This is a genomic window from Mesorhizobium sp. Cs1299R1N3, from assembly GCF_037179625.1.
In the GTDB taxonomy this organism is placed as follows: domain Bacteria; phylum Pseudomonadota; class Alphaproteobacteria; order Rhizobiales; family Rhizobiaceae; genus Mesorhizobium; species Mesorhizobium salmacidum.
This window is the reverse complement of the sequence record NZ_JAPYKQ010000004.1, coordinates 259076-282552: the sequence shown is the minus strand read 5'-3', so window position 1 is coordinate 282552 and position 23477 is coordinate 259076. Positions and strand designations below refer to the sequence as shown.

The following is a 23477-nucleotide window of genomic DNA, read 5'->3' as shown; positions in this document are numbered from 1 at the left end:
CCCGTCCTTGGATCAAAGATTTCCATGAACCGAACGCAGCGCTGAAGCGACCCACGCTCAGGCAGGGAACTATTGGCTGAACGATCATGAAAACGGCATCCAGACTTCTACAGATCCTCGCGCTCAGCGCCTGCTTCGCCGCGCAGGCTCACGGCGCCTTCTCGATGCCGGGAGTGCGGCAGGCGCTGCGGACGATGGCTGGTCCGGGCGGTCAGATCCTGCCGCCGATCAACGCTTCCCTCGAAATGATCAACGGCGGTTGAGACTCAGGCCGCCAGGCCACCGGCCTGCGTCTTCAAGAACGCCTCGCCGCAGGCTTTCGCCAGATTGCGCACCCGCAGGATGTAGCTCTGGCGCTCGGTGACCGAGATCACACCACGCGCGTCGAGCAGGTTGAAGACATGGCTCGCCTTGATGCACTGGTCGTAGGCCGGGAAGACCATCTTGTGCATCGGCAGATTGTCGTTTGAGGCAGGCGCGCCGGCCTCGAGCAGCGCCTTGCACTCGGCCTCGGCGTCTTCGAAATGCCTGAGCAGCATCGCCGTGTTGGCGTATTCGAAATTGTGGCGCGAATATTCCTGCTCGGCCTGCAGGAACACATCGCCATAGGTGACCTTGTCGGCGCCCTCGCGCCCATTGAAGTTGAGGTCGTAGACATTGTCGACGCCCTGCACATACATGGCCAGGCGCTCCAGGCCGTAGGTGAGTTCGCCCGCGACCGGCGCGCATTCGATGCCGCAGACCTGCTGGAAGTAAGTGAACTGCGACACTTCCATGCCGTCACACCAGCATTCCCAGCCGAGGCCCCAGGCGCCCAACGTCGGGCTTTCCCAGTCGTCCTCGACGAAGCGGATGTCGTGCAGCAACGGGTCGACGCCTATCGCCGCAAGCGAGCCGAGGTAAAGCTCCTGCAGGTTCGGCGGATTGGGCTTCAGGATCACCTGATACTGATAGTAATGCTGCAGCCGGTTGGGATTCTCGCCGTAGCGGCCGTCCTTCGGACGTCGCGATGGTTGGACATAGGCGGCGTTCCAGCGCCTGGGCCCGAGCGCGCGCAGCGTCGTTGCGGGATGAAACGTGCCGGCCCCGACCTCCATGTCATAGGGCTGCAGGATAACGCAGCCATAAGCCGCCCAGTAATTGTGCAAGGTCAGGATCAGCCCCTGGAAGGAGCGGCTGGGATGCAGATGGGCTGATATTTCAATCGTCACGGTGGCCTCGGCGACACGGGCTAGCTTGCGGCCACGTCCTAGAGACACGGCGGCGAAGCGTCAAGCAAGGCGCGTCCGATGCCGGCCGCCGTGGGCATGCCGGGCGATGTTGAAGACTTTGCGTGCGACTGGCCCATTGCTCGCCGCCACGGTCCGCGATCCAACAAAGCGTCCGCTTCAAGCACAGCAGGTTCAGCCATGTCCAACCCGATCACCATCCGCCCCGTCACGCGCCAGGATTTCGACCGATGGATGCCGCTGTGGGACGGCTACAATGCGTTCTATGGCCGTTCGGGCGAGACGGCTCTGGCAAGCGACATCACCGCGATGACATGGTCGCGCTTCTTCGACGCCTACGAGCCGGTCCATGCGCTGGTCGCCGAGAGCGGGGGCCAGCTTCTTGGCCTCGTCCATTACCTGTTCCACCGCAGCACCACGGCGATCGCGCCGAACTGCTATCTGCAGGACCTTTTCACCCACGAGGGCTCGCGCGGCAAAGGCATCGGCCGGGCCCTGATCGAAGGCGTCTACGAGCGCGCCCAGGCGGCTGGTTCCGGCCGGGTATATTGGCTGACGCATGAAACCAATCACACGGCGATGAAGCTCTATGACACGGTCGGCGAACGCTCGGGCTTCGTCGTCTATCGTAAGATGTTCTGAGGACGTTTCCGGCGCGCCGGCAGGCATTTTTGAGCGGAACGGATATCAAAACGAAAACGGGGCCCTGAGAGCCCCGTTCGCATTCCAAAAAAGGCGATTTTCAGCCCTTGGGGGCCGGAACCGGCTCAGGCTTGACCTTCGGGGTCTCCTGCGCCGTGTTGGATTCGATCGGCGGCAGGCCCTTCATCAGCTTCTGCTGCAGGGTGGCCAGCACGTCGGGATCGGGCTTCAGGTCGCGGGCCTGGTTCCACTGGAAGGTGGCTTCCAGCTTGCGGCCGACGCGCCAATAGGCGTCGCCGAGATGGTCGTTCAGAACCGGATCTTCCGGCTTCAGCGCGACCGCGCGTTCCATCTCGCGCACGGCGTCATCAAAGCGGCCGAGGCGGAAATAGGCCCAACCCAGGGAATCGACGATGTAGCCGTCGCTTGGCCTGAGATCGACGGCCTTCTGGATCATCTCCAGGCCTTCCTTCAGGTTGGTGTTCATGTCGACCCAGGAATAGCCGAGATAGTTCAGCACCTGCGGCTGATCCGGCTGCAACTCCAGCGCCTTGCGGAAATTCGGCTCGGCCTTCGGCCATTCCTTCAGCCGCTCATAGGCGATGCCGCGCTGATAGAAGATGTTCCAGTTGGCGGCGGTTGGCGTCTTCAGCGCCTCGACGGCCTTGTCGTAGAGATTTGCGGCGGAGCGGAAATCATCCTTCGAGGAGTAGACACCGCCGAGCGCCAGATAGGCGCGCATGTCGTTGGGATGGGCTTCGACGAAAGCCTTCAGATGCGTGATCGCCTCGTCATGGCGGTCGAGGTCGGCAAGATTGAGGCCAAGCTGCAGGTCCGAAATCTCCTTCAGCGGCGAAGAGTCCGGGATGCGCCGATAGAGCGCGATGGCGCCCTCGCCGTCCTTCAGCTGCTCGGCGACGGCGGCGAGCTGCACGAGGGCCGCGTCACTGTCGGGCTTCAGGGCCAGGGCATATTGCAGATAGAGGCGCACGAATGGCTCGCCGCCGCCGCGGTTGAGCGCGGTGGCAAGATCGAGCAGGATTTCGGAAGCACCGTCGGACGGACCAGACACGAAGGGCGAAATCTTGTCGCCCTTGCTGATCCTGTCACGCAAGGCGACGATTTCCAGCTTGCCCGGCGAGAACGCCTCGGCCTGGTCGAGCACCGAGATCGCCTTGGCCTTGTCACCCTTGCGGGCCAGGAACGATGCATAGGCCTGCGCGTTGCGCATCCAGGTTTCAGGCGCCGCACCGCCGGCCGTGGTATCCTGCATCGTCGCCGCATAGATCGCCTCGGCCTTTTCGGGCATACCAGACGCATCGGCGATCAGGGCGCGGTGGAAGGATTTGAACAGGCCGAACCAGTCCGGCCCCTGCAACTTGTCGATCGAAGCCATCGCTTCGCTGGCCTGGCCGGCACCTTGTTCGGCCCAGCCGGACATGACGCCGGAGATCAGCCGGTCGAGGTCGGATTCCAGCGACAGCTTCAGCCAGTACTGCGCCTTGGTGAAATCCTTCTTGTGGAAGGAATCGACAGCCAGCGCCAGGCGCGAGAAGCGCTCCACATCGGGCACTTCCTTGAGCTTGTCGGCATAGACCAGCGATTCGTCGAAGCGGCCTTGCGCGATCAACGATAGCATCAGGCTCTGCTGCAGTGCGGTGTCGCTCGGATTGAAGGCCAAGGCCTGCTTGTAGTAGGCGATGGCGCTGTCGAGGTCGTTGTCGCCCTCGGCGATCCGGGCAGCCAGATAGGCGCCCGAGAACGACGAGATCTTGACCGGTTCGGTGGATTGCTTGGCATAGGCCGGCAAAGCCGAGATCGCCATGCCCGTCACAATTGCCAGCCTTGTCAGCCAGCGCGCACGTCCTTGCTGCATCATATCCCTTTCAGCCAGGCGCCATCTCCGCATCAGCGGGATCGACCCAGACTCGATCTTTCCAGGCAAAGCATGGCCTTTTTGGGGTCGCGCTTCAATCCGCCCGAAATTCACAATCGGGTCACCCGATTAACAAACCATGGCTAAAAGGGACAGTTTTGCGTCTCAACGGGCCGTTGCAACCGCGTATCGCGATAGCCGCCACTTGCCACCGTGCCGCACAGCCCGCTCCATTCGCAGCCCCCGCATGCCTTGCGCACGTGGCCGGCCGAAAACGCCAGCCGCAGCCGCATCAGGGTCGCGGCATCGAGATCGAGGCGGGCGCCGTCCCGGATCGGCCGAGCCAGCAGCGCTTCCACGTCATCGCCGGCCTGCCGGTCCCGCCCGGCCGCGCTGTCGCGCAAGCAGTGCGGTTCCGGCTCGCCAAGCAACGGGGCGCAGATGTCGTCCGGGCCAGAGACGAGGAGGATGTCCTCGCCCCGGCTCAGGCGCTCCGCGATCCCGTCATAATTGGCGGTGAAAGCGGGGCTGTATCCCTTGCCCACATAGGTGAGCAGGCAAAGGAGATGATGGGCGCGAAGCCTGATCGTCACGGCTTCGGCAAGTTCATCTTGCCGCGCGGGAGCGCCATCAGCGTCGCGGCGCCAAGCGCCGACTTCAGCAACCCGCCGACGATGAACGGCACGAAGCCGAAGGTGATGGCCTTCTCGGCGCCGATTATGACGGCAAGCCAGGCCGTGCCGAGAGCCAGGCAGGCGAGGTTGCCGAGCAGCATGGCGGCGAAAGCAAGCAAAACCCTGTTGCCGTTCCAGCCGCGTTCGGCCAGCCAGCCGACCAGCGCGCCGGTGATCGGGAAGGCAAAGAGATAGCCGCCCGTCGGGCCGACGAAATGCTGTATGCCGGCAGCGCCGCCCGCCAGGACCGGGAAGCCGGCAGCACCTTCGACCAGCCAAGCGGCGATCGTCACCGCGCCAAGCCGCCAGCCATAGAGCGCGCCGATCAGCGTTACCGCGAAGGTCTGCATGGTCACGGGAACAGGCACCATCGGCACCTCGATGTAGGAGGACAGCGCCAGGAAGAGCGTGCCGAGCACGACGGCGCCGGCCTGCCAGCCGAGCGATCGCTGCTGGAGGCGCAGCGGGCTGAAGGATGGTCTGGCGGACGAGAATGCGAGGTTGGTCATAGGCTTCCCTTTGGTCAATCCAAAATTATAGATAATTTATGCTTTCGATCTATTATCGAATCCACATTTTTGGAGCGATAGCAAGCCCAGGCTTGGGAAAAGGGCGTTTAACCCACGATCGCGAAGGCTTCGCGCGTGGCGCCGGACGCTGTTCTGACCGGCTTGCGGCCAATCCATTGGACATGCCGTCCCAGTGTTGCCGCGGCCGATTCGGTATTTCCCTGCCGCAAGGCGCTGAGGATCGCCCGGTGGTCCTGATCGGTGCGCGTCTCCCACTCCGAGCGCCATGCCGCGAACAGGAAGCGCGCGCTTGCCGCGTGCAGGTCGTCGATGGTGGCAAGCAGGCGCGGCATGCCGCATGGCGCCAGGATCAGCCGGTGAAAGGCGCGATTGGCCTCCTCCCACGACCTGACATCGCGGGATTTGTCGCCGGCCTTGGTCGCCTCCTCGGCCTGGTCGAGAATGGCCGAGGTCAGATGCGGCGCGGCGTGGCGCAGTGCCAGCACTTCGAGCGCCGCCCGCATTTCGGCGACCTCCTTGACCTCACCCAGATCGAAGGCCGCCACGCGCACGCCACGGCGCGGCTCGCTGACGGCGAGCCCCTGCGCCTCGAGGCGGCGGAAGGCCTCGCGCACGGGAACATGGCTGGTGTTGAATTCCTCGGCGACATGATCCTGCCGCAGCCTCGCCCCCGGCTCGATCGCGCCGGAAATGATGCGATCCGCCAATACCTTGCTGATGCGCACCGCTATGGTGTCGTCCGTGCCCTTTGCCATGATTTATAGATAATTTGCGGCAAGGCGGCTTGTCGAGACGGCAGGGTCGAATTCACAGGCGTCTTTCCGCTGGCGCAGCCCGGGAAGCCCAGCGAAAGCCGGTCGCCTCAGTTCACCCGGCTGATGCAGAAATCGATGACGTCGATCAGCGCCGATTTCTGCGGCGTCTCTTCCAGAGGCGCCAGCGCGTCGCGGGCGATCTCGCCGAAATGGCGGGCGCGCCCGATCGTGTCGGCAATGGCGCCATGGCGGGTCATCAGGCCGATCGCCTTTTCCAGCCCGGCGTCGTCGACCACATTGTCTTCGATGGCACGCTTCCAGAAGGTGCGTTCGGCCTTGCTGCCGCGCCGGTAGGCGAGGATGACCGGCAAGGTCACCTTGCCCTCGCGGAAATCGTCGCCGACATTCTTGCCAAGATCCTTGCTGGTGCCGCCATAGTCCAGCGCATCGTCGATGAGCTGGAAGGCAAGACCGAGATTCATGCCGTAGGAGCGCAGCGCAGCGCGATCGTTGCGGGTCGCCTGGGCGATAACCGGGCCAACCTCGGCGGCGGCCGAAAACAGCGCTGCGGTCTTCGCCTTGATGACGGCGAAGTGCTCGTCCTCGGTGGTTTCGAGGTTCTTGGCGGCGGCAAGCTGCATGACCTCGCCCTCGGCGATGATCGAGGCGGCGCTCGACAGGATGTCGAGCGCTTCGAGCGAGCCGACATCGACCATCATGCGGAAGGCCTGGCCGAGCAGGAAGTCACCAACCAGCACACTGGCCTGGTTGCCCCAGATCATGCGGGCGGTCTTCTTGCCGCGCCGCATGCCGCTTTCATCGACAACGTCATCATGCAGAAGCGTGGCCGTATGCATGAACTCGACCGAAGTGGCGAGCTTGACGTGGCCCTCGCCGGCATAGCCGAACATCTGCGCCGCAGCCAGCGTCAGCATTGGCCTGAGCCGCTTGCCGCCGGACGAGATCAGATGGTTGGCGACTTCGGGAATCATCTCGACGTTGGAGCCGGCCTTGGACAGGATTAGTTTGTTGACGCGCCCCATATCGGCCGCCGTCAGATCGATCAAATCCTTGATGGAGGCGGGCTCCCGCTTCCCGTTTTCGATGTTGAGAACGACACCCACGACAATCACTCCCGTCTTGGTATAACGCGTGCGACGGCACCCTTAGTCCCGGCACGGACTCTAGGGCGGCGGGCACGGCCACGGCAAGTGGCGAATTGGCGCGGCGGCGACGACAGCCTGTCAACGTCGGCAAATGCGGGAGTGCGGCCGCACGTTTACATGCATGCTGCAACCTGCGAGTTTCTTGCGATGATAGAGCTAATCCGCACCAACGACGCCGTCATCATCTCGTTTGTCGAATCGCTGATGCGCGACGCCGGCATCGGCTGCTTCGTCGCCGACCAGAATATGAGCGTGCTCGACGGCTCGCTCGGCATCCTGCCGCGGCGCGTCATGGTCGACGCCGACCAGGCCGACGCAGCGCGACGCATCCTGACCGACGCCGGCATCGCCAACGAAATCCGCCAGAAATAATGTCCGCCGCGCCAGCCACCCTTGACACGGATATGCCGGCCCATACGGTCGATGCCTTCCACCGCGGCCGGTTCTGGCTCGTGCAGCCCAAGCATGGCGGCCATCGCGCCGGGATGGATGCGATGATGCTGGCCGCATCGGTGCCATCCTCGTTTGGCGGGCGGCTCGCCGATTTCGGGGCCGGCGCCGGTGCTGCCGGTCTGGCAGTGCTGTCGCGCTGTCCGGACGCCCAGGCCGTGCTGGTCGAACGCGCGCCTGAGATGGCTGCCTTCGCGGCGGCCACGCTTACCCATCCCGGCAATGCGCATCTCAGCGATCGCGCGGCCGTGCTTGTCGCCGATGTCACCGTTTCGGGCCGGGCCCGGGCCGCCGCCGGCCTTGCTGACAATGATTTCGACTTCGTCATCATGAACCCGCCTTTCAACGCCGCACGGGACCGCGCCACATCGGACCGCCTGCGAAAAGAGGCCCATGTCATGGAGGATGGCCTGTTCGAAAACTGGATCCGCAGTGCGGCAGCGGTTGTCAGGCCGCACGGCGGGCTTGCCGTGATCGCCCGGCCCGAACAGCTCGGCTCCATTCTCGACGCGATTTCAGGCCGCTTCGGCGAAGCCGAGATGCTCGCCGTGCACCCTCGCCCCGACGCGGCGGCAATCCGCATTATCGTGCGGGCGGCGCTTGGGGCGCGGGGAAAGCTCGCCATCCGTCCGCCCCTGATGCTTCACGCGCGATCGGGCAACGGCCCCGACGAGCGCAGCGAAATGATAACCAACGGGCTCGCCTCGCTGTTCGGAGACTGAGCTGTTGGCGGCCTGAACATTGCCGTTGGCCGGGAAATCCCTACATGCCTGCAACCATCGCCGGAGACCACTTCATCGTGAAACGCCTTTTCAACCGTCTGCTGCCGAAGTCCTGGCGCTCCACCGTCGACACCATTCCGGTCATCCGGCTGCACGGTACCATCATGGCCGGCGGCGGTCCGTTCCGGCCGAGCCTGTCGCTTGCCTCCACCGCCGGACTGATCGAAAAGGCGTTTTCCTTCGATGCGCCGGCGGTCGCGATCTCGATCAACTCCCCCGGCGGCTCCCCGGTGCAGTCGCGGCTGATCTTCAAGCGAATTCGTGACCTTGCGGTCGAGAAGAACAAAAAGGTGCTTGTCTTCGTCGAGGATGTCGCGGCGTCTGGCGGCTACATGATCGCTGTCGCCGGCGACGAGGTCTTCGCCGACCCCTCCTCCATCGTCGGATCGATCGGCGTGGTATCGGCCTCGTTCGGTTTCCCGGAACTGATGAAGAAGATCGGCATCGAGCGCCGTGTCCACACCGCCGGCCAGAACAAGGCAGTGCTCGATCCGTTCAAGCCCGAGAAAAAGGAAGACGTCGAGCGGCTGAAGGTGCTGCAGCTCGAAGTACACGAGACCTTCATCGATCTGGTCAAGGAGCGGCGCGGCACGAAGCTGGCGGACGATCCGGAGCTGTTCACCGGACTGTTCTGGACCGGCAAGAGAGGCCTGGAACTCGGCCTCGTCGATGCGCTCGGCGACATGCGCACGGTACTGAAGACCCGCTTCGGGCCGAAGACCCAGCTCAAGCTGATAACGGCGCCGCGCGGTCTGTTCGGCCGCTTCGGCCTGTTCGGCTCGAGCAAGGGCTTTTCAGCGCCCGATATCGCCGCGGCAGCGGCCAGCGGCGTCATTGATGCGGCGGAAGAGCGCGCATTGTGGGCGCGCTTCGGGCTTTGAAAAAGCCATGAAAGCGTCTAGCATGGTTGCCCGAAAGACCCGACCGGCCGCCCTTACCGGCCCAGCGTGGTAGGAGTTTTGACATGCCGCAACTCATTTTCTTTGCCGTCGTCGGCGTTGCCGCCTATTTCGGCTACCGCACCTTCCTGCGCGAGGCTGAGCGCGTGACGGCCAAGGTACGGCGGACCGAAAAGCAGGCGGCCAACGGCGCGATGGGAACGCTGGTCAAGGATCCGAAGACCGGCGAATACCGGCTGGCCAAGGACTGACCCTCATTTCACTCGCAATCGAGACTGTGGAGTCCGGTCCGCATGTCCGGACATGGGCAGCACCGGCCAAGATAAACCTTGCCCTGCACGTCACCGGCAGGCGCCCCGACGGCTATCATCTCATCGAAAGCCTGGCTGTGTTCACGCGCTTTGGCGACAGGATAGAGATCGCGCCGGCTGAAGGCGACGATTTCACCGTATCCGGCCGCTACGCGCCGGACGTTCCGCCCGATGGCGGCAATCTGGTGCTCAAGGCACGCGACGCGTTACGGCAGGCCGCTGGTCTTCGGAGCACGCCGCCCGTGATCATCAGGCTCGAAAAGAACCTTCCAGTCGCGTCCGGCGTGGGCGGAGGGTCGAGCGACGCGGCGGCCGTGCTGCGCGGGCTGGCCGACAGCTGGGGGCTGGACATCGATAGCGCCGAGCTGGCGCGGATCGGTCTCTCGCTTGGCGCCGATGTGCCGATGTGCCTGGCGGCAAAGCCGCTGGTGGCGCGCGGCATCGGTGAGGAGCTGTCGATGGTGCCGGATTTTTCGGCGCTGGGTCTGGTGCTGGTCAATCCGGGCACGCCGGTCTCGACGGCGGAAATCTTCGCAGCACTGTCCCGGCGCGACAATGAGCCACTGCCGCCGCTGCCGCGCAGCATCGAGTTTCACAGCCTGCGCAACTGGCTGGAGATCACCCGCAACGATCTCGAACCTGCGGCCCTTGCGATGCGGCCCGCCATAGGCAGGGCGCTTTCATGGCTTGATAAGGCCGGATCGGGTTTTTCACGAATGTCCGGATCGGGCGCGACATGCTTCGGCCTGTTCGAGACCGGCAATGTCGCCAAGCGCGCGGCGGCCGAGATCCGCAGCCGCCAGCCCGACTGGTTCGTCGCGGCAACACGCAGCATTGCATCGGAGGCTGAGTGAGATGGCCAGGATTGACGAGAGCCGTGCCTTCATTCCGGTGCGCATCGCGGTGCTGACGGTTTCCGACACACGCAACCTCGCCAACGACAAATCCGGCCAGACGCTGGCCGATCGCATCACCGAGGCCGGCCACATCCTGGCCGGCAGGGATATCGTCACCGACGACCGCGAAAAAATCCGTGACACCGTTCTGGCGTGGTCGCGGGACAAGGCCATCGACGTCGTGATCACCACCGGCGGAACCGGTTTCACCGGCCGGGATGTGACGCCCGAGGCGCTGGAGCCGATTTTCGAAAAGCGCATGGATGGCTTTTCGGAAGTTTTCCACCGCATCTCCTACGACAAGATCGGCACCTCGACGATCCAGAGCCGGGCGACCGGCGGCGTCGTCAACGCCACTTTCGTCTTCGTGCTGCCGGGCTCGCCCGGCGCCTGCAAGGATGCCTGGGACGGCATCCTCAAGGCACAGCTCGACTACCGGCACATGCCCTGCAACTTCGTCGAGATCATGCCGCGCCTGGACGAACATCTGCGGCGCGGCAAATCGGCCCCTTAAAAAGCAACGCCGCGCAGAGCAGCTGCAAAAATCACCTCGGAGAGCGCTGCGCCTGCCTCGGTGGCGCCACCCAGATCTCGGCGTCGAGCTTCTTTGTCGCCAAGCCGCGCGCCAACGCCTCGGCGGTGCCGGCTTTTTTGGACAGAGGTGCCGCCTGCCGCTTGCTGATCACCAGTCCGTCGGCGAGAGCACGGTTTGCGGAAAAGACCCGGGCCAGGAACGGCGTACGGCTGCCCCGCGCCCGGGAGAACCGGGCGGCCATGGTCTGCCTGGCCGTATGGGCGACGACCGCGTCGATCCAGCCCTCTACCAGCCTCGCACCCGGTTCGAGAAACAGCAGCCAGTCACCCTTGGCCTGGCGGATGCCGGCGGCGATGCCGCCGCTCCCCACATAGTGGCAGCCAGCATGCTCAGCGACACTATGCGTGTGGTCGGTGGAGCCGTTGTCGCAGACGACGACCTCTCGCACCACGCCCTCGACCGCGCCGCCAATCAGCGTCGCCAACGTGCGGGCGAGACCCTCCTCGTCATTATGCGTTTCGATGAGAACACTGAGCATCGTGAGCCGAATAGCGGAAACCACTGACCGACGCCAGTTTTTGCATCGCGCCGTAGAAAAGTTCTTGCTTTGTTCTCATCAATAAAATAGGAATAATTTCATGAGCAGAGCGATTCGACACAACATGGACAGTCCCTGGGAGCGGGCGAAGATGGAACCGATCATGCGCGCCGATATTGCGGCCTTCGGAGCAGGACGAGCCGAGATGGCCAACGCGATGATCGAGCAGAGTGGCATGCGGGTCCGTCCGGACCGCAACCGTGGCCGATCGGCGGGCATCAATCCGTCCGGCCGGTTCGAACCTGTCAGCCGGCATGTCTTCGACGATGGGTGGAGTTCGCTGGAGGAGTTGCCCCCGTTCAAGACCGAGGTGCAGGTGGAGAAGCCGCGCACCATCATCACCCGCAACGAATCGCCCGACATCTCTTTCGACCGGTCGATCAATCCCTATCGCGGTTGCGAGCACGGTTGCGTATATTGCTTCGCGCGGCCGACGCACTCGTTCATGGGCCTGTCGCCGGGCCTGGATTTCGAATCCAAGCTGTTCGCCAAGCCGGATGCGGCACGCCTGCTCGACAAGGAGTTGTCGAAGGATGGCTACCAGCCGCGCACCATCGCCATCGGCACCAACACCGATCCCTACCAGCCAATCGAGAAGCAGTACCGGATCATGCGCGAAATCCTCGAAGTGCTGGAGGCACGCGGTCATCCGGTCGGCATCGTCACCAAGTCAGCCCTGGTGGTGCGCGACATCGACATTCTGTCGCGCATGGCCGAGCGCGGGCTCGCCAAGGTGGCGCTGTCGGTGACGACGCTTGACCGCATGCTGGCCAGGACGATGGAGCCCCGCGCATCGACGCCGACCAAGCGGCTGGAAGCGATCAGGCAGCTTTCGGAAGCCGGTATCCCGGCTTCGGTGATGGTGGCGCCGATCATTCCGGGCCTGACCGACCAGGAGATGGAACGCATCCTCGACTCGGCACACCATGCCGGTGCGCGCGAGGCCGGCTATGTGGTGCTGCGCCTGCCGCTGGAGGTCAGCCCGATCTTCAAGGACTGGCTGCTGCGCCACTATCCCGACCGCTATCGCCACGTGATGTCGCTGATCCGTTCGATGCGCGACGGCAAGGACTACGATTCGGAGTGGGGCAAGCGCATGAAGGGCGCCGGACCTTATGCCTGGCAGATCGGCCGGCGCTTCGAGATCACCGCCAAGCGGCTCGGCCTCAATGCTGAACGGCGCACGCTGCGGACCGACCAGTTCGTCGCGGCCGGTAAGGACCAGGAGCAGTTGATGCTGCTCTGAAGCCGAAAGACACCGCGGCTGTTCATTGCCGCCCTGCAAAAAGATCCCGTCCGGCCTGCCCCGGCCTGCAGACGGTGCCCTCCCGGTCCGGCGCCCCACCCGACCCGGAGGGACTTGCGGAGAATCAGAGCCGATGCGAACCTCGCCGCAACATGGCTCGCGCGCGTTCTGATTCTCCGCCTCTCTTCGAAATCGTCGAGAAACCCGATTTCTCCTTCGAGACGAAGGCGATGGCCGATGGCCTGTGGCCGGTCGCGGGGATGGACGAAGCCGGCCGTGGCCCGTTGGCCGGGCCGGTGGTCGCGGCGGCAGTGGTACTCGACCCCGCCAACATTCCCGAAGGGCTCGACGATTCCAAGCGGCTTAGCCACTTGCAGCGCGAAGCGCTGTTTCTGCGCATCATCGGCTCCGCGCTCGGCGTCTCGATGGCGTCGGTCAGCGCCGAGGGCATCGATGGCAGCAACATCCTCAAGGCGAGCCTCGAAGCGATGCGCCGCGCACTGGTCGGGCTGCCCATCCAGGCAAAGCTCGCGCTGGCGGATGGGCGCGACGTGCCGCCGGGACTGCCCTGCGAAGGACGCGCGCTGATCAAGGGCGACCAGCGCTCGCAATCGATCGCCGCAGCCTCGATCGTGGCCAAGGTCATGCGCGACCGCATGATGTGCGGCTGCGGCAATCATCACGACCGCTACGGCTTCGAAGTCCATATGGGCTACGCCACGGTCCGGCACCGTACGGCGATCGAGGCGCATGGCCCCGTCGCTCGGCTGCACCGCATCTCGTTTGCGCCGTTCCGGTTGGGCGGCGCCGAGGTGACGGAAGAAGAAGAAAGCTTCGCCGGGCTGGAGTAAGGCGACGGCAGTGGTGATTGCCGATCTCCCCCACGAGCGGAGATTGGCAGCGTTGACGCACCGCACAAAAAAGCCGCCAGGTTGCCCGGGCGGCTTTGATTTGCTTGATGCTGTCAGCTTAGTTCAGCTTTGCCTTCACATCCTGCAGCGCGGACCTGAACAGGTCGGCTCCGGCCTTGGAGTCGACCTTGGCGGCGAGCAATGCGCGTGCCGCCTCGACAGCGATGTCGACGGCGCTGGCGCGCACTTCGCCGATCGCTTCGCGTTCGGCCTGGCCGATCTTCTGCTCGGCAAGCGCGGTGCGCCTGGCAACGTAATCCTCGGTCTTCTTGTGGGCATCGGCGGCCAGCAGATCTGCCTCGCGCTTGGCGGCCGCGACAATGTCGGCAGCTTCCTGCTCGGCTTCCTTGCGCTTCTTCTTGTACTGACCGAGCAGTTGCTGGGCTTCTTCGCGCAGCTTGCGTGCCTCGTCGAGTTCACTGCTGATCCTGGCGGCGCGGGCGTCGAGCGCCTTGGCGATCATGCCGGGCACCTTGATATACACGGCGATGGCCAGGAAGATGATCAGGGCAATCGTGGCCCAGAGCGTTGCGAGAGATGTAGCGTCCATGATGCGCTCCTCACCGGGCCACGGATTTGACCGCGGCCGCGATCTCGGCCTTGCTGGTCTTGCCGCCAACCAGTGCCTCGACGATCGCCGAAGCTGTGTCCTCGGCGATGCTGCCGACTTCCTTCATGGCGTTGGCCTTGATGGAAGCAATGCGTGCCTCGGCCTCGCCAAGCTTGGCGTCGAGCGCGGCCTCGATCTTCTTGCGCGCGGTCTCGGCTTCCGCCTTGGCCGCATCGTTGGCCTGCTGGCCGATCGAGTTGGCGTTCTTCTTGGCTTCAGCCAGTTCCTGCTCGTAAGCGGCAACGGCGGCGTCCGCCTCGCCCTTCAACTTGGCTGCCTGGTCGAGATCCTGGCTGATGCGGTCGTTGCGGACGTCGATGATGCCCCCGACGCGCGGCATCACGACCCGCTTCAGGAAGAGGTAGAACAGCCCGAACGTGATCGCCAGCCACAGAAGCTGCGACGGAAACGTCTCCGGATTGAATGGCGGAAACGTGCCGTGCGCTTCGGCAGGCACGCTGGTGCCGGAATGCGTGTCGCCTCCGGTCGCAGCGTGGCTGGTGTCGGCTGATGGCGCGGACTCTTGCGCGAAGGCAGATGTCACGAACATGGACTATCCCCAGATATCAGGCCCGCCGCTAGCGCGGCCGGCCTGTCCAATCTTCTCAGTACTCAGCCGAACAGGGCCAGCAGCGCGATGAGAAGCGAGAAGATGCCCAGAGCTTCGGTCACGGCGAAACCGAAAATCAGGCGGCCGAACTGGCCGTCGGCAGCCGACGGGTTGCGCAGCGCGCCCGAGAGGTAGCTGCCGAAGATGTTGCCCAGGCCAATGCCCGCGCCACCCATGCCCAGGCAAGCGATGCCGGCGCCGATGTACTTTGCTGCTTCTGCGTCCATTTGTTCAACTCCTTTGGATCTGAAAATTCCGTTGCGATTTCATCCGGCACCAATGTTGGAAACTCTTGGGCCGGAACTCTTGGCCTCAGTGCCCGGGATGCAGGGCGTCGTTGAGATACATGCAGGTCAACACGGCAAAGACGTAGGCCTGCAAGAAAGCGACCAGCAGTTCAAGCGCCGTCAGCGCCACCGCCATCGCCAACGGCAGGATCGAACCCGCCACACCGACCGCGCCCAGCGCGGAGAGGCTGACGACGAACCCAGAGAACACTTTGAGCGTGATGTGGCCGGCAAGCATGTTGGCGAACAGACGAACAGAGAGGCTGACCGGGCGCGACACGAAGGAGATGACCTCGATCAGCACCACCAGCGGCAGCAGGAACACCGGCACGCCATGCGGCACGAACAGCTTGAGGAAGCCAAGACCATGCTTCATGAAGCCGTAAACCACCACGGTTCCGATCACCAGGGCCGCGAGGCCGAAGGTGACGATGACGTGGCTTGTGACAGTGAAGAAATAGGGAAACAGGCCGAGCAGATTGGCGACCAGCACGAACATGAACAGCGAGAACACGAAGGGGAAGAACTTCATGCCCTGCGTGCCGGCGGCGTCGCGCAGCATGTTGCCGACGAATTCGTAAGCCATTTCGGAGACCGACTGCAGTCGGCCTGGAACCAGGCTGCGGCTCGACGTCGTCAGGAACAGGAACGCCGCGGCAACGACCACGGTGGCGACCATGAACAGGGCGGAATTGGTGAAAGACAGGTCATAGCCGCCGATCTCGATCGGTATCAGCTTGTTGATATGGAACTGGTGGATCGGATCGACCTTGTCAGCTGCCACGTTCAAACCCCGTCAATGCCGCGTACGGCTAAATTACCATTGCCGCCTGAAGGGCGGTCATTTGCTGTCATCCCGGTCACGGCGCGGCTTGGCACCTTGTCCGAATTCCGCCACAACGCCAGCCGAACGCATGACATTGAGCACGCCGGCGCCAAAACCAAGCAGCAGGAAAACGATCAGACCCCACGGCGATGTCCCCGCCATACGATCGATGATCCAGCCGATGCCGGCGCCCACCACCACCCCTGCGATAAACTCGCTGGATAGTTTGATCGCCTGACCGTATCCGGTCACTGGTTTCGCGTCGTCTTTCCCCTCGAGCCGGTTCGGCAGCCTGGTCGCAAGCGATGCTCCAAGTTCACGCCGACGTCGCTCAAGATCGTCGTCGCGGATTTCGGGGTCATGCTCTTTGCCGCGGCCGGTTTCTCCGGTTCCGTCTGGCCCCTTTTTTTCGGCCATCGCAACCCCCCTGCCCGGGCAGACCGTCACCGTCCGTCCGCTTCTAAAGTCGCCGGCAACATAGTTAGAGGGTTTGCGCCCGTCAAGCCACGGACGGAACTTCCGAGCTGTGTATTTTAGACAATGAAATCAATGTACTAGCGAGGTGCGACATCGTGCCCGCGGCGATCAGGGGGATGCGCCGCGCGAATCCCCCAGACAATGGCTCTCCGATCGACCGTGCGACCGCGCGAAAAGAGCGGCGGGCGGCGGGCCGCTCAACTCCAGCCGCCACCATAGGTCCGGTAAAAGATATGCAGGCCGATCTTGGTCATCTTCTGCATTGTGTGCGCCCAGCCGGGATGGACATAGTTGGCATAGTAGTGGGTGGACGATCCTACTTCCGGAATGAAGATCTTGCCGGCGGTGACGGCCATGCCGATGTCCTGCGCGGTCTGGTAGGCGACAGGATTGTCGATGCGCTTCTTCCTGCCGTCGCAAGCGAATGAAAACTGACAGCGGTTGAACCAGCTGTCGTTCTGGTAGACGACGCCGCAGATCGAATTGGGATAGGCGGGATTGCGGACCCGGTTGAGGATCACCTGGGCAACGGCGGCCTGGCCGCGCACTGCTTCGCCGCGTGCCTCGAAATAGATGCCGTTGGCCAGGCATTTCTGCTCCGGCTTGGAAAAGACGCCGGCAGGAAGCGGATTCTGGATCCAGGCGTGATCGCCCTTGGCCATCGGCGGAATGAAGCGGCCGCTGTTGGGCTGCTCGTCCTGAAGCAGGGCTTCAAAGGGCGAGGCCTTGGCATAGTCCGGCGCGGATTGCGCATAGGCGGTCGCCAGCACATCGGGATGGTCGTTGTTGACGAGGGCTGCAAGCATGGCCGGCACGCCGGGTTCCGGCTTCCTGTCCTCACGCGCGTGGAATGCGGCGGCGATCTGGATTTCCTTGCCTTTGATCTGAGGCTTGGCGAATGCCATTTTCAGGTCGCTGTCCATGCTCGGCCGCATCAGCGAGGAGGTCCGCTGGAAGATCGAGCCGGCATTGAAGTTCTTCGGCGGCGCTACGGGAGAGACCTGGACGATGCGGCCCTTCTTGTCGGCGCGCACGACGCGATCCTCGTCGGGCGTCCCGCTGACTTTGCCGCCCTTGCCGCGGAACGAAACGGAGCCGATGCCGGGAAGGCGAACGCCGGAACCCGAGATCGAGCCGGTGATGTCGGACTCGACGAACGGCATCTCGGCCGCGTGGACCGAACCGGCGACGGATTTCTCGACATAGGAGTTCCAGCGCGCGGTCGGCGATTCGAGGCCGGAAACGAGGCTGGTCATGTCCTGGTAGGCGACGACGGTCGGAAAGCCGATCCAGATACCGAGACCGATGATGAACGGAGACACAAGGCTGCGTTTCTCACCGGCGGCGGCCATCAGCCGCTTCAACACACGTCGATGCACGGAACTCTCTCCAGGAACGCAACTGACCCCACTGGAGAGCAAAATGATGCATTAACCTTGATGGGACGTTAACGGGATCGGTCGGGTTTTCCCGGTCGGCTCAAGGTCGTGGCTTCGAAGTCCGGCGGTTTTGCGGCGGGAACTCAGGCCCGCCGCAGGAAGATCGGCCAGGCGATCAGCGCGCAAACCGCGGCCGACAGCCAGACGCCGGGCCAGGACCAGAGGTGCAGCAGCCCCGGAATGGCTACCGGCACCAGGAAGAAGCCGACGAAGACAAAGCTGTTGGCGAGGCTGAGCGCGGTTCCGACATGGCCGGCACCGGCCAGCGTGGCAAGCTCGGTATAGGCAACGCCGTGCCAGGCGGAGACCGAGATGCCGGCGACGACAAGCACCAAGGGCAGGACAGCGATCAGGAAGGATTGGCTGCCAGGCATTGCGGGTACGGCCAGAACCAGCACCCAGAGCATCACGAAGGCCAAGGCGCTCAGCGCACTGCACAAGCGAAGGAACTGACGGCGGTTGCCGTGGCGATCGGTGAAGCGGCCGCTCCAGACGCGCATGACCATGGCACCGACCTGCACCGCGGCGAGGCTGGCGCTGATCGCCGTCGTGCCAAGTCCGGCAAAGTCGTGCAGGAACACCGACGCGAAAGTGAGGACCGCCACTTGCGGAAAGCAGAGCAGGCCGATGGCGGTCGAAATGCGCCAGACCTCTGTGTTGCGCAATGGCGCCGGGCCGGCCACCTCGGACGGAACGGCGTGGCCGCCACCCGCCGCCGGCGGTTCGTGCAGCCAACGCCAGGCGAACATGGCGGAGAGAGCGGATGCCGCCGCCAGGAGCCCGAACACCGCGGCAAAACCGAAAGCCAGGGCAAGCGAAGGCAGGACGAGCGCGCCGAGGCCGCCGCCAAGCGGCACCGCCGTCTGCCTGATGCTCATGGCAAAACCGCGCTCATTCTCGCTGAACCAGGCCATGATGGCGCGACCGCTCGAACCGTTGACACTGCCGCCGAGCAGTCCCGTGACGAGTAGGCTTGCCGCCAGCAGCGTGACATCGGGAATGCCCGATCTTGTCGGCACGACGAGCATCGCCATTGCAAGCAGCCACGCCGCCGTCGCGCCAAGCCCGATCAGAAGCACGCGGCGATCCCCCCAGCGGTCGGTGAGCAGACCCCATGGCAGTTCGCTGAGCGCGACCCCCAGCCCGAGAAGGCCGAGCGCCAGGCCGAGTTCGGCATTGTTCAAGTGATAGCCTTGGCGAAGCACGACCGCCGTGGCCGGTATGCCCGAGAAAGTGGCCGAGAAACCGGCATTCGCGGCAACCCCGATACCCAGGACCTTCCAGCGATGATTAGGCCCGAAGGTCCGGCCGGCAGCGGTGGCGGCAGCGCCTCGCCCGGATGGGTGGCAATCGTTGCGAGTGACGGTGGCAGACATGATTCCATTCCCGTGACGCCGGTCGAGCGGCCTTGACGGGATGGATGTAGCGCCATAGCTTCATCCATAAAATCAGGAAGTTTTTGACTAATAATCCTGAAAACAAGGACGACCCAATGCGACGTGTCACATTCGATCTTGACGTGCTGAGAACTTTCATCACCGGGATGGAACTGGGAAGTTTCGCCAGGGCAGCCGAGCGGCTTGGCCGCTCGACCTCCGCCGTCAGCGCACAGTTGAAGAAACTGGAGGAGCAGGCCGATACGCCGATCTTCCGCAAGGCGGGGCGCGGCCTGTCACTGACCGAAGCCGGCGAGACGATGCTCGGCTATGCGCGGCGCCTGATCGAGATCAATGACGAGGCAGCATTGGCCATCCGTGACGTCGAACTGGAGGGCTGGGTGCGGCTCGGCCTGCAGGAGGACTTCGGCGAGGCCGTGTTGCCGGAAGTGCTCGGGCGCTTCGCCCGTGCCCATCCCAAAGTTCGGATCGAAGCACGGATCGGGCGCAGCCACGAATTGGCCGGGCGTATCCTCTCCGGCAATCTCGACATCGCGCTCGCCTGGCATGACGGCACGAAGCTGCCATACAGCCGGCATGTCGCCGACGTGCAGGCGCGCTGGATCGGCCCGGCAAAACCGAAGGAGGCAGGCCCCCGCACTGACGAGACGCTGCAACTGGTTGTGTTCGAGGCGCCTTGCCTGCTGCGCACCGTGGCGACCGAGACGCTGGATCGTGCCGGGCGGCCCTGGCGCATGGCGTTCTCCAGCCCTAGCCTTGGCGGCATATGGGCGGCGGTGGCAGCAGGCCTCGGGCTGACGATCCGCACCGATATCGGCCTGCCCGCGAATGTCAGGGCGCTCGCGCCCGGAGTGCTCGGGCTGCCGCCGCTGCCGAAGATGGCGCTGCACCTGCATCAGAAGGATGCCGAGCTCGATCCGGTCGCGGCGCGGCTGGCCGACATCCTGCTGCAATCGGCGTTCGAGGCGTTGCCTGAGGGCGCCGAGACGAAAGAGAACCTGCTGAAAGTCGCTTAAGCGTTGCCGAGCCGAGCCTCAGCGCTTCTTCGCCCGGCCGGCGAAGGGGTTGTCGGACGTCCTCAACGCGATGCGGATCGGCACGCCGGGCATGTCGAAGGCTTCGCGCAGGCTATTGGAGAGATAGCGGACATAGCTTTGCGGCATCGCATCCGGCCGCGAGCACTGGACCACGAAGCCCGGCGGCCGCGTCTTGGCCTGGGTGACGTATTTGACCTTCAGCCGGCGCCCGGCAACGGCGGGCGGCGGATGATGCGTCAGGATGGCTTCGAGCCAGCGGTTGAGCTTGCCGGTCGAAACACGGCTGTTCCAGACCTTGTGCGTCTTCAGCACCGCATCCATCAGCTTGTCGAGGCCGCGTCCGGTCTCGGCCGAGACCGGCACGGCCTGGATGCCGCGCGCCTGCGGCAACAGCCGCTCGGTCTTCTCGCGCAGTTCGGCCAACAACTCCTGCGGGTTGTCGATGAGGTCCCATTTGTTGAAGGCGATCACCGGTGCCCGGCCCTCGCGGATGATCAGGTCGGCGATCTGCAGATCCTGCTTCTCGAAGGGAATGGTGGCGTCGAGCACGATGATGACGATCTCGGCGAAGCGGATGGCGCGCAAGCCATCCTGCACCGACATCACTTCCAGCTTTTCATGGATCCTGGCCTTGCGGCGCATGCCGGCCGTGTCGAACAGTTTTATGCGGCGGCCGCGCCAGTCCCAGTCGACGGAGATGGAATCGCGGGTGATGCCGGCTTCCGGTCCGGTCAGCAGCCGCTCCTCGCCGATCAGTGCATTGATCAGCGTCGACTTGCCGGCGTTAGGACGGCCAACGACGGCGATGCGCATCGGCTTGGTGTCGTCATAGGCCGGCTCGGCATCCGGATCGGCGATGTCCTCGCCGATCAGCACTTCGTTGGCGGCGGCTTCTTCGTCTTCGCCGTCCTCGTCTTCACCGAAGGCGCGCGCCTGGCCAAGCGCTTCGATCACCGCGTCGCGCAGGTCGGGCATGCCCTGGCCGTGCTCGGCCGAAACCGGGATCGGCTCGCCAAGCCCGAGCTCCCAGGCTTCCAGCATGCCGCCTTGGGCGCCCTTCGCCTCGGCCTTGTTGGCGACCAGCACGACCGGCTTGCCGGATTTGCGCACGATCTCGGCAAAGGTCCTGTCATCCGGCAACAGGCCGGACTTGGCGTCGATGGTGAAGAAGATCAGATCCGCCTCGCGGATGGCGATTTCGGTCTGCGCGCGCATGCGGCCCGGCAAGGTCGAAGCGCCGGCATCCTCGAAGCCCGCTGTGTCGATGACATCGAAATGCAGATCGTAAAGCTTGGCGGCATGGACACGGCGGTCGCGGGTAACGCCCGGCGTGTCGTCGACAAGCGCCAGCTTCCTTCCCACCAGCCGATTGAAAAGCGTCGACTTGCCGACGTTAGGTCTGCCTATGATGGCGACTTTGAAGGTCACGATGCACTGCCCGACCCGCGGATCAACTCGGACATCAAGGTCGCCCGCTCTCGCGTGTTGCGCGGGGCGCCGTCATCGGAGGCGATCTGGTCGAACAGTTTCAGGGCGTCCTGGGTCTTGCCTTCCTTCCAGGCGGCAAGCCCGAGCGCCTCGCGCGCGCTGTGGCGCAGCGTGTTGGTGTCCGATGTCAGCGCCTCGACGCGGCTCGACACGTCGGCGAAGGAGCCGTGATCGACGAGCAGGAGCGCCGCCCTCAGCCGCGCCATGTCGCGCAGACCCTGGGGAATAGCGGTGTCGGCGGCGACATCGTCGAAATCCTTGACGGCGGCATCGACGTCGCCCTTGTTGGCCTTGACGGTCGCGGCGCGCATGCGGGCGAGCAGCGGATAGGCGCCGTAGCCATCCTTCTCCAGTTGAACGAGCGCGGCCAGCGCGTCATCGTTCTTGCCGTCATTGGCGAGCTTCAGCGCCTGCGAGAAGGCGTCGCCGGAGCGGTTGGCACGTGTCTCGTCCCAATAGCGATAGCCGACGAAGGCGGCGGTACCAAGCACCACCAGGATGGCAATCACAAGCAAGGCCGGGCCGAAACGGTCCCACAGCTTCTGCGCCTGTTCGCGACGCATCTCGTCATTGACTTCGCGGATAAAACTGTCGTCGGACATCAATCAAACCATTCCTGCCCCGGGCCGGGGCGGTTCATGAGCCCGCGTTTTAGCGAAATTTTGTCGGCATGGAAGGGGTTCGAGCGGAAAATCGGCTATTGCCGGGGCAAACCAACGAAAACCCCAATCGCACCGGCGCCACATTTGCGCGATAGCCGGCTTGCCGACCACCCGGAGCCCGTGAATTTGCCGATGCCTTGTTTGTCCCGCATTGTTGCGTTCTCGCTTGCCTCGTTCGCCACCGCCGGCGCGGCCCTAGCCGATCCGCCCGCGCCACCAGCACCGGCAAGGCCGAAGCAGGTCGTCATCATCTCCTTCGACAGCGCGCGCGACATCGCGCAGTGGAAGCGCAGCAGGGCGCTGGCCCAGCGCACCGGCGCGCATTTTACTTATTTCCTGTCCTGCGTCTTCCTCCTGTCGCCCGAGACACGCGGCCAATATACCGCGCCGGGCAAGAGCGCGGGCAAATCCAACATCGGCTTTGCCGTCTCCAGGCAGGAAGTGGCCGAGCGGCTGGAACAGATCGGCCTCGCTGCCCACGAGGGCCACGACATCGCCAGCCACGTCTGCGGCCATTTCGACGGCAAGGACTGGACCAAGGCCGACTGGCTGAAAGAGTTCGGCTCCTTCGAGCACATTCTCGAGAACGCCTATGCGATCAACGGCATCGCGCCCGAACCGGAGGGCTGGCGTGATCTCGCGCGGCATGCGGTGGTGGGTTTCCGGGCACCGTATCTGTCGACAGGCAAAGCGCTTTACGAGGCACTGCCGGCGGCCGGCTATCAGTTCGACGCCAGCGGCGTTTCAAAGGGCCCTGCCCTGCCGCCGACCGTCGGCGGCATCACCCGTTTTTCCCTACCGCTAATCCCGGAGGGACCGACATCGCGGCCGGTGATCGCCATGGACTACAATCTCTATGTCAGGCATTCCGGCGGCTTCGAGCGGCCGAGCAAGGCCGGGGAGTTCGCCGACCGGACCTATCAGGCGTTTCGCACCGCCTTCGATGCGCAATATCAGGGCAAGCGCATTCCGCTGGAACTCGGCTTCCACTTCACGCTGATGAATGACGGCGCCTACTGGAACGCGCTGGAACGCTTTGCCGGCGAAGTCTGCGTCAAGGCCGATGTCGAATGCATCAGTTTTCGCGATTATGTCACGCGACAAGGTGGCGGCCAGAAGCAGGCAGCGGTTGGCGGCTGAGCCG

General features: G+C 64.2%; 28 protein-coding genes. 12 read left to right on the top strand and 16 right to left on the bottom strand.

All coding sequences use genetic code 11. The features are described from left to right. Positions 1 to 86 precede the first annotated feature (86 nt). Positions 87 to 263 (top strand): hypothetical protein, encoded by a 177-nt coding sequence (locus tag O7B34_RS12490; protein WP_337146337.1) that lies wholly within the window; start codon positions 87 to 89, stop codon positions 261 to 263. 3 nt (positions 264 to 266) lie between these two features. Here the strand turns inward: O7B34_RS12490 and O7B34_RS12485 are convergent, their stop codons facing one another. After that, positions 267 to 1211, bottom strand: coding sequence for a glycine--tRNA ligase subunit alpha (locus O7B34_RS12485; RefSeq protein ID WP_337146336.1), 945 nt, complete (start codon positions 1209 to 1211; stop codon positions 267 to 269). A gap of 198 nt (positions 1212 to 1409) precedes the next feature. Here O7B34_RS12485 and O7B34_RS12480 point away from each other — a divergent pair, with 198 nt between their 5' ends. After that, on the top strand, positions 1410 to 1871 hold the full coding sequence (locus O7B34_RS12480; protein WP_337146335.1) for a GNAT family N-acetyltransferase: 462 nt from the start codon (positions 1410 to 1412) through the stop codon (positions 1869 to 1871). 100 nt (positions 1872 to 1971) lie between these two features. On the opposite strand, the gene O7B34_RS12475 is transcribed toward O7B34_RS12480, so the two are convergent. The 5 genes from O7B34_RS12475 to O7B34_RS12455 form a co-directional block, all read right to left on the bottom strand. Then, on the bottom strand, positions 1972 to 3747 hold the full coding sequence (locus O7B34_RS12475) for a tetratricopeptide repeat protein (RefSeq protein WP_337141630.1): 1776 nt from the start codon (positions 3745 to 3747) through the stop codon (positions 1972 to 1974). A gap of 143 nt (positions 3748 to 3890) precedes the next feature. Next, positions 3891 to 4340: a DUF1284 domain-containing protein gene (locus O7B34_RS12470; protein WP_337146334.1), complete on the bottom strand. Its 450-nt coding sequence runs from the start codon at positions 4338 to 4340 to the stop codon at positions 3891 to 3893. Continuing rightward, positions 4337 to 4930: a biotin transporter BioY gene (locus tag O7B34_RS12465; protein WP_337146333.1), complete on the bottom strand. Its 594-nt coding sequence runs from the start codon at positions 4928 to 4930 to the stop codon at positions 4337 to 4339. Before O7B34_RS12465 ends, O7B34_RS12470 begins: the two co-directional genes overlap by 4 nt. A gap of 107 nt (positions 4931 to 5037) precedes the next feature. Then, on the bottom strand, positions 5038 to 5706 hold the full coding sequence (locus O7B34_RS12460) for a GntR family transcriptional regulator (RefSeq protein ID WP_140507868.1): 669 nt from the start codon (positions 5704 to 5706) through the stop codon (positions 5038 to 5040). Between the two features lie 107 nt (positions 5707 to 5813). Beyond that, on the bottom strand, positions 5814 to 6830 hold the full coding sequence (locus tag O7B34_RS12455; protein ID WP_337146332.1) for a polyprenyl synthetase family protein: 1017 nt from the start codon (positions 6828 to 6830) through the stop codon (positions 5814 to 5816). A 189-nt stretch (positions 6831 to 7019) separates the two neighbouring features. Here O7B34_RS12455 and O7B34_RS12450 point away from each other — a divergent pair, with 189 nt between their 5' ends. The 6 genes from O7B34_RS12450 (at position 7020) to moaB (ending at position 10724) form a co-directional block, all read left to right on the top strand. Further along, a complete protein-coding gene (locus O7B34_RS12450; protein ID WP_027142312.1) occupies positions 7020 to 7244 on the top strand; it encodes a putative signal transducing protein in 225 nt (74 codons plus the stop codon). Next, the gene (locus O7B34_RS12445) at positions 7244 to 8044 is read left to right on the top strand and encodes a tRNA1(Val) (adenine(37)-N6)-methyltransferase (protein ID WP_337146331.1); all 801 of its coding nucleotides are present in this window, start codon (positions 7244 to 7246) and stop codon (positions 8042 to 8044) included. The genes O7B34_RS12450 and O7B34_RS12445 overlap by 1 nt, the downstream gene beginning before the upstream one ends. A 77-nt stretch (positions 8045 to 8121) precedes the next feature. Then, positions 8122 to 8985: a S49 family peptidase gene (locus O7B34_RS12440; RefSeq protein WP_140507976.1), complete on the top strand. Its 864-nt coding sequence runs from the start codon at positions 8122 to 8124 to the stop codon at positions 8983 to 8985. 83 nt (positions 8986 to 9068) lie between these two features. Continuing rightward, the gene (locus O7B34_RS12435) at positions 9069 to 9254 is read left to right on the top strand and encodes a hypothetical protein (RefSeq protein ID WP_127277518.1); all 186 of its coding nucleotides are present in this window, start codon (positions 9069 to 9071) and stop codon (positions 9252 to 9254) included. Between the two features lie 26 nt (positions 9255 to 9280). After that, positions 9281 to 10168 carry a 4-(cytidine 5'-diphospho)-2-C-methyl-D-erythritol kinase gene (locus O7B34_RS12430; protein WP_337146330.1) on the top strand — a complete coding sequence of 296 codons (888 nt, stop codon included), beginning with the start codon at positions 9281 to 9283 and terminating at the stop codon, positions 10166 to 10168. A gap of 1 nt (position 10169) precedes the next feature. Next, positions 10170 to 10724 carry a molybdenum cofactor biosynthesis protein B gene (gene moaB, locus O7B34_RS12425; protein ID WP_337146329.1) on the top strand — a complete coding sequence of 185 codons (555 nt, stop codon included), beginning with the start codon at positions 10170 to 10172 and terminating at the stop codon, positions 10722 to 10724. Positions 10725 to 10755: 31 nt separating this feature from the next. Here the strand turns inward: moaB and O7B34_RS12420 are convergent, their stop codons facing one another. Beyond that, positions 10756 to 11283, bottom strand: a complete 528-nt coding sequence (locus O7B34_RS12420) for a glycosyltransferase (protein ID WP_337146328.1) — start codon at positions 11281 to 11283, stop codon at positions 10756 to 10758. A 151-nt stretch (positions 11284 to 11434) separates the two neighbouring features. Between O7B34_RS12420 and O7B34_RS12415 the strand changes: the two genes are divergently transcribed. Further along, positions 11435 to 12589, top strand: coding sequence for a PA0069 family radical SAM protein (locus O7B34_RS12415; protein ID WP_337107942.1), 1155 nt, complete (start codon positions 11435 to 11437; stop codon positions 12587 to 12589). Positions 12590 to 12741: 152 nt separating this feature from the next. After that, positions 12742 to 13440, top strand: coding sequence for a ribonuclease HII (locus O7B34_RS12410; RefSeq protein ID WP_337141547.1), 699 nt, complete (start codon positions 12742 to 12744; stop codon positions 13438 to 13440). Between the two features lie 118 nt (positions 13441 to 13558). On the opposite strand, the gene O7B34_RS12405 is transcribed toward O7B34_RS12410, so the two are convergent. The 7 genes from O7B34_RS12405 to O7B34_RS12375 all read right to left on the bottom strand — a co-directional run bounded on the left by O7B34_RS12405 (position 13559) and on the right by O7B34_RS12375 (position 19125). Next, entirely contained in the window at positions 13559 to 14050 is a 492-nt protein-coding gene (locus O7B34_RS12405; protein ID WP_337146327.1) for a F0F1 ATP synthase subunit B, read from the bottom strand. Between the two features lie 10 nt (positions 14051 to 14060). After that, positions 14061 to 14660 (bottom strand): F0F1 ATP synthase subunit B, encoded by a 600-nt coding sequence (locus O7B34_RS12400; protein WP_140507881.1) that lies wholly within the window; start codon positions 14658 to 14660, stop codon positions 14061 to 14063. Positions 14661 to 14722: 62 nt separating this feature from the next. Further along, complete coding sequence (locus tag O7B34_RS12395) at positions 14723 to 14947, bottom strand: F0F1 ATP synthase subunit C (protein ID WP_013896722.1); 225 nt, start codon at positions 14945 to 14947, stop codon at positions 14723 to 14725. Between the two features lie 85 nt (positions 14948 to 15032). Beyond that, the gene (locus O7B34_RS12390) at positions 15033 to 15791 is read right to left on the bottom strand and encodes a F0F1 ATP synthase subunit A (protein WP_337146326.1); all 759 of its coding nucleotides are present in this window, start codon (positions 15789 to 15791) and stop codon (positions 15033 to 15035) included. Positions 15792 to 15848: 57 nt separating this feature from the next. Beyond that, positions 15849 to 16250, bottom strand: coding sequence for an AtpZ/AtpI family protein (locus O7B34_RS12385; protein WP_140759954.1), 402 nt, complete (start codon positions 16248 to 16250; stop codon positions 15849 to 15851). A gap of 257 nt (positions 16251 to 16507) precedes the next feature. Next, entirely contained in the window at positions 16508 to 17689 is a 1182-nt protein-coding gene (locus tag O7B34_RS12380; protein WP_337146325.1) for a cell wall hydrolase, read from the bottom strand. 143 nt (positions 17690 to 17832) lie between these two features. Next, positions 17833 to 19125, bottom strand: a complete 1293-nt coding sequence (locus O7B34_RS12375; RefSeq protein WP_337146324.1) for an MFS transporter — start codon at positions 19123 to 19125, stop codon at positions 17833 to 17835. A 116-nt stretch (positions 19126 to 19241) separates the two neighbouring features. Here O7B34_RS12375 and O7B34_RS12370 point away from each other — a divergent pair, with 116 nt between their 5' ends. Beyond that, positions 19242 to 20162 carry a LysR substrate-binding domain-containing protein gene (locus O7B34_RS12370; RefSeq protein WP_337146323.1) on the top strand — a complete coding sequence of 307 codons (921 nt, stop codon included), beginning with the start codon at positions 19242 to 19244 and terminating at the stop codon, positions 20160 to 20162. 18 nt (positions 20163 to 20180) lie between these two features. Here O7B34_RS12370 and der read toward each other — a convergent pair whose 3' ends face one another. Together der and O7B34_RS12360 are read right to left on the bottom strand one after the other, a co-directional pair. Beyond that, a complete protein-coding gene (der, locus tag O7B34_RS12365) occupies positions 20181 to 21611 on the bottom strand; it encodes a ribosome biogenesis GTPase Der (RefSeq protein ID WP_337141536.1) in 1431 nt (476 codons plus the stop codon). Further along, positions 21608 to 22273 (bottom strand): tetratricopeptide repeat protein, encoded by a 666-nt coding sequence (locus tag O7B34_RS12360; RefSeq protein ID WP_027142295.1) that lies wholly within the window; start codon positions 22271 to 22273, stop codon positions 21608 to 21610. Before O7B34_RS12360 ends, der begins: the two co-directional genes overlap by 4 nt. 192 nt (positions 22274 to 22465) lie before the next feature. Between O7B34_RS12360 and O7B34_RS12355 the strand changes: the two genes are divergently transcribed. Next, positions 22466 to 23473: a polysaccharide deacetylase family protein gene (locus O7B34_RS12355; RefSeq protein WP_337146322.1), complete on the top strand. Its 1008-nt coding sequence runs from the start codon at positions 22466 to 22468 to the stop codon at positions 23471 to 23473. The last annotated feature ends 4 nt before the right edge of the window (positions 23474 to 23477 follow it).

Excerpts from the sequence above, each read along its gene's own strand:
- O7B34_RS12375 (WP_337146324.1), bottom strand. The coding sequence starts at position 19,125 with ATGTCTGCCACCGTCACTCGCAACGATTGCCACCCATCCGGGCGAGGC.
- O7B34_RS12480 (WP_337146335.1), top strand. The coding sequence starts at position 1,410 with ATGTCCAACCCGATCACCATCCGCCCCGTCACGCGCCAGGATTTCGAC.
- O7B34_RS12410 (WP_337141547.1), top strand. The coding sequence starts at position 12,742 with ATGGCTCGCGCGCGTTCTGATTCTCCGCCTCTCTTCGAAATCGTCGAG.
- moaB (WP_337146329.1), top strand. The coding sequence starts at position 10,170 with ATGGCCAGGATTGACGAGAGCCGTGCCTTCATTCCGGTGCGCATCGCG.
- O7B34_RS12385 (WP_140759954.1), bottom strand. The coding sequence starts at position 16,250 with ATGGCCGAAAAAAAGGGGCCAGACGGAACCGGAGAAACCGGCCGCGGC.
- O7B34_RS12460 (WP_140507868.1), bottom strand. The coding sequence starts at position 5,706 with ATGGCAAAGGGCACGGACGACACCATAGCGGTGCGCATCAGCAAGGTA.
- O7B34_RS12395 (WP_013896722.1), bottom strand. The coding sequence starts at position 14,947 with ATGGACGCAGAAGCAGCAAAGTACATCGGCGCCGGCATCGCTTGCCTG.
- O7B34_RS12360 (WP_027142295.1), bottom strand. The coding sequence starts at position 22,273 with ATGTCCGACGACAGTTTTATCCGCGAAGTCAATGACGAGATGCGTCGC.
- O7B34_RS12370 (WP_337146323.1), top strand. The coding sequence starts at position 19,242 with ATGCGACGTGTCACATTCGATCTTGACGTGCTGAGAACTTTCATCACC.
- O7B34_RS12490 (WP_337146337.1), top strand. The coding sequence starts at position 87 with ATGAAAACGGCATCCAGACTTCTACAGATCCTCGCGCTCAGCGCCTGC.
- O7B34_RS12400 (WP_140507881.1), bottom strand. The coding sequence starts at position 14,660 with ATGTTCGTGACATCTGCCTTCGCGCAAGAGTCCGCGCCATCAGCCGAC.
- O7B34_RS12445 (WP_337146331.1), top strand. The coding sequence starts at position 7,244 with ATGTCCGCCGCGCCAGCCACCCTTGACACGGATATGCCGGCCCATACG.
- O7B34_RS12465 (WP_337146333.1), bottom strand. The coding sequence starts at position 4,930 with ATGACCAACCTCGCATTCTCGTCCGCCAGACCATCCTTCAGCCCGCTG.
- O7B34_RS12415 (WP_337107942.1), top strand. The coding sequence starts at position 11,435 with ATGGAACCGATCATGCGCGCCGATATTGCGGCCTTCGGAGCAGGACGA.
- O7B34_RS12405 (WP_337146327.1), bottom strand. The coding sequence starts at position 14,050 with ATGGACGCTACATCTCTCGCAACGCTCTGGGCCACGATTGCCCTGATC.
- O7B34_RS12355 (WP_337146322.1), top strand. The coding sequence starts at position 22,466 with ATGCCTTGTTTGTCCCGCATTGTTGCGTTCTCGCTTGCCTCGTTCGCC.
- O7B34_RS12420 (WP_337146328.1), bottom strand. The coding sequence starts at position 11,283 with ATGCTCAGTGTTCTCATCGAAACGCATAATGACGAGGAGGGTCTCGCC.
- O7B34_RS12475 (WP_337141630.1), bottom strand. The coding sequence starts at position 3,747 with ATGCAGCAAGGACGTGCGCGCTGGCTGACAAGGCTGGCAATTGTGACG.
- O7B34_RS12450 (WP_027142312.1), top strand. The coding sequence starts at position 7,020 with ATGATAGAGCTAATCCGCACCAACGACGCCGTCATCATCTCGTTTGTC.
- O7B34_RS12435 (WP_127277518.1), top strand. The coding sequence starts at position 9,069 with ATGCCGCAACTCATTTTCTTTGCCGTCGTCGGCGTTGCCGCCTATTTC.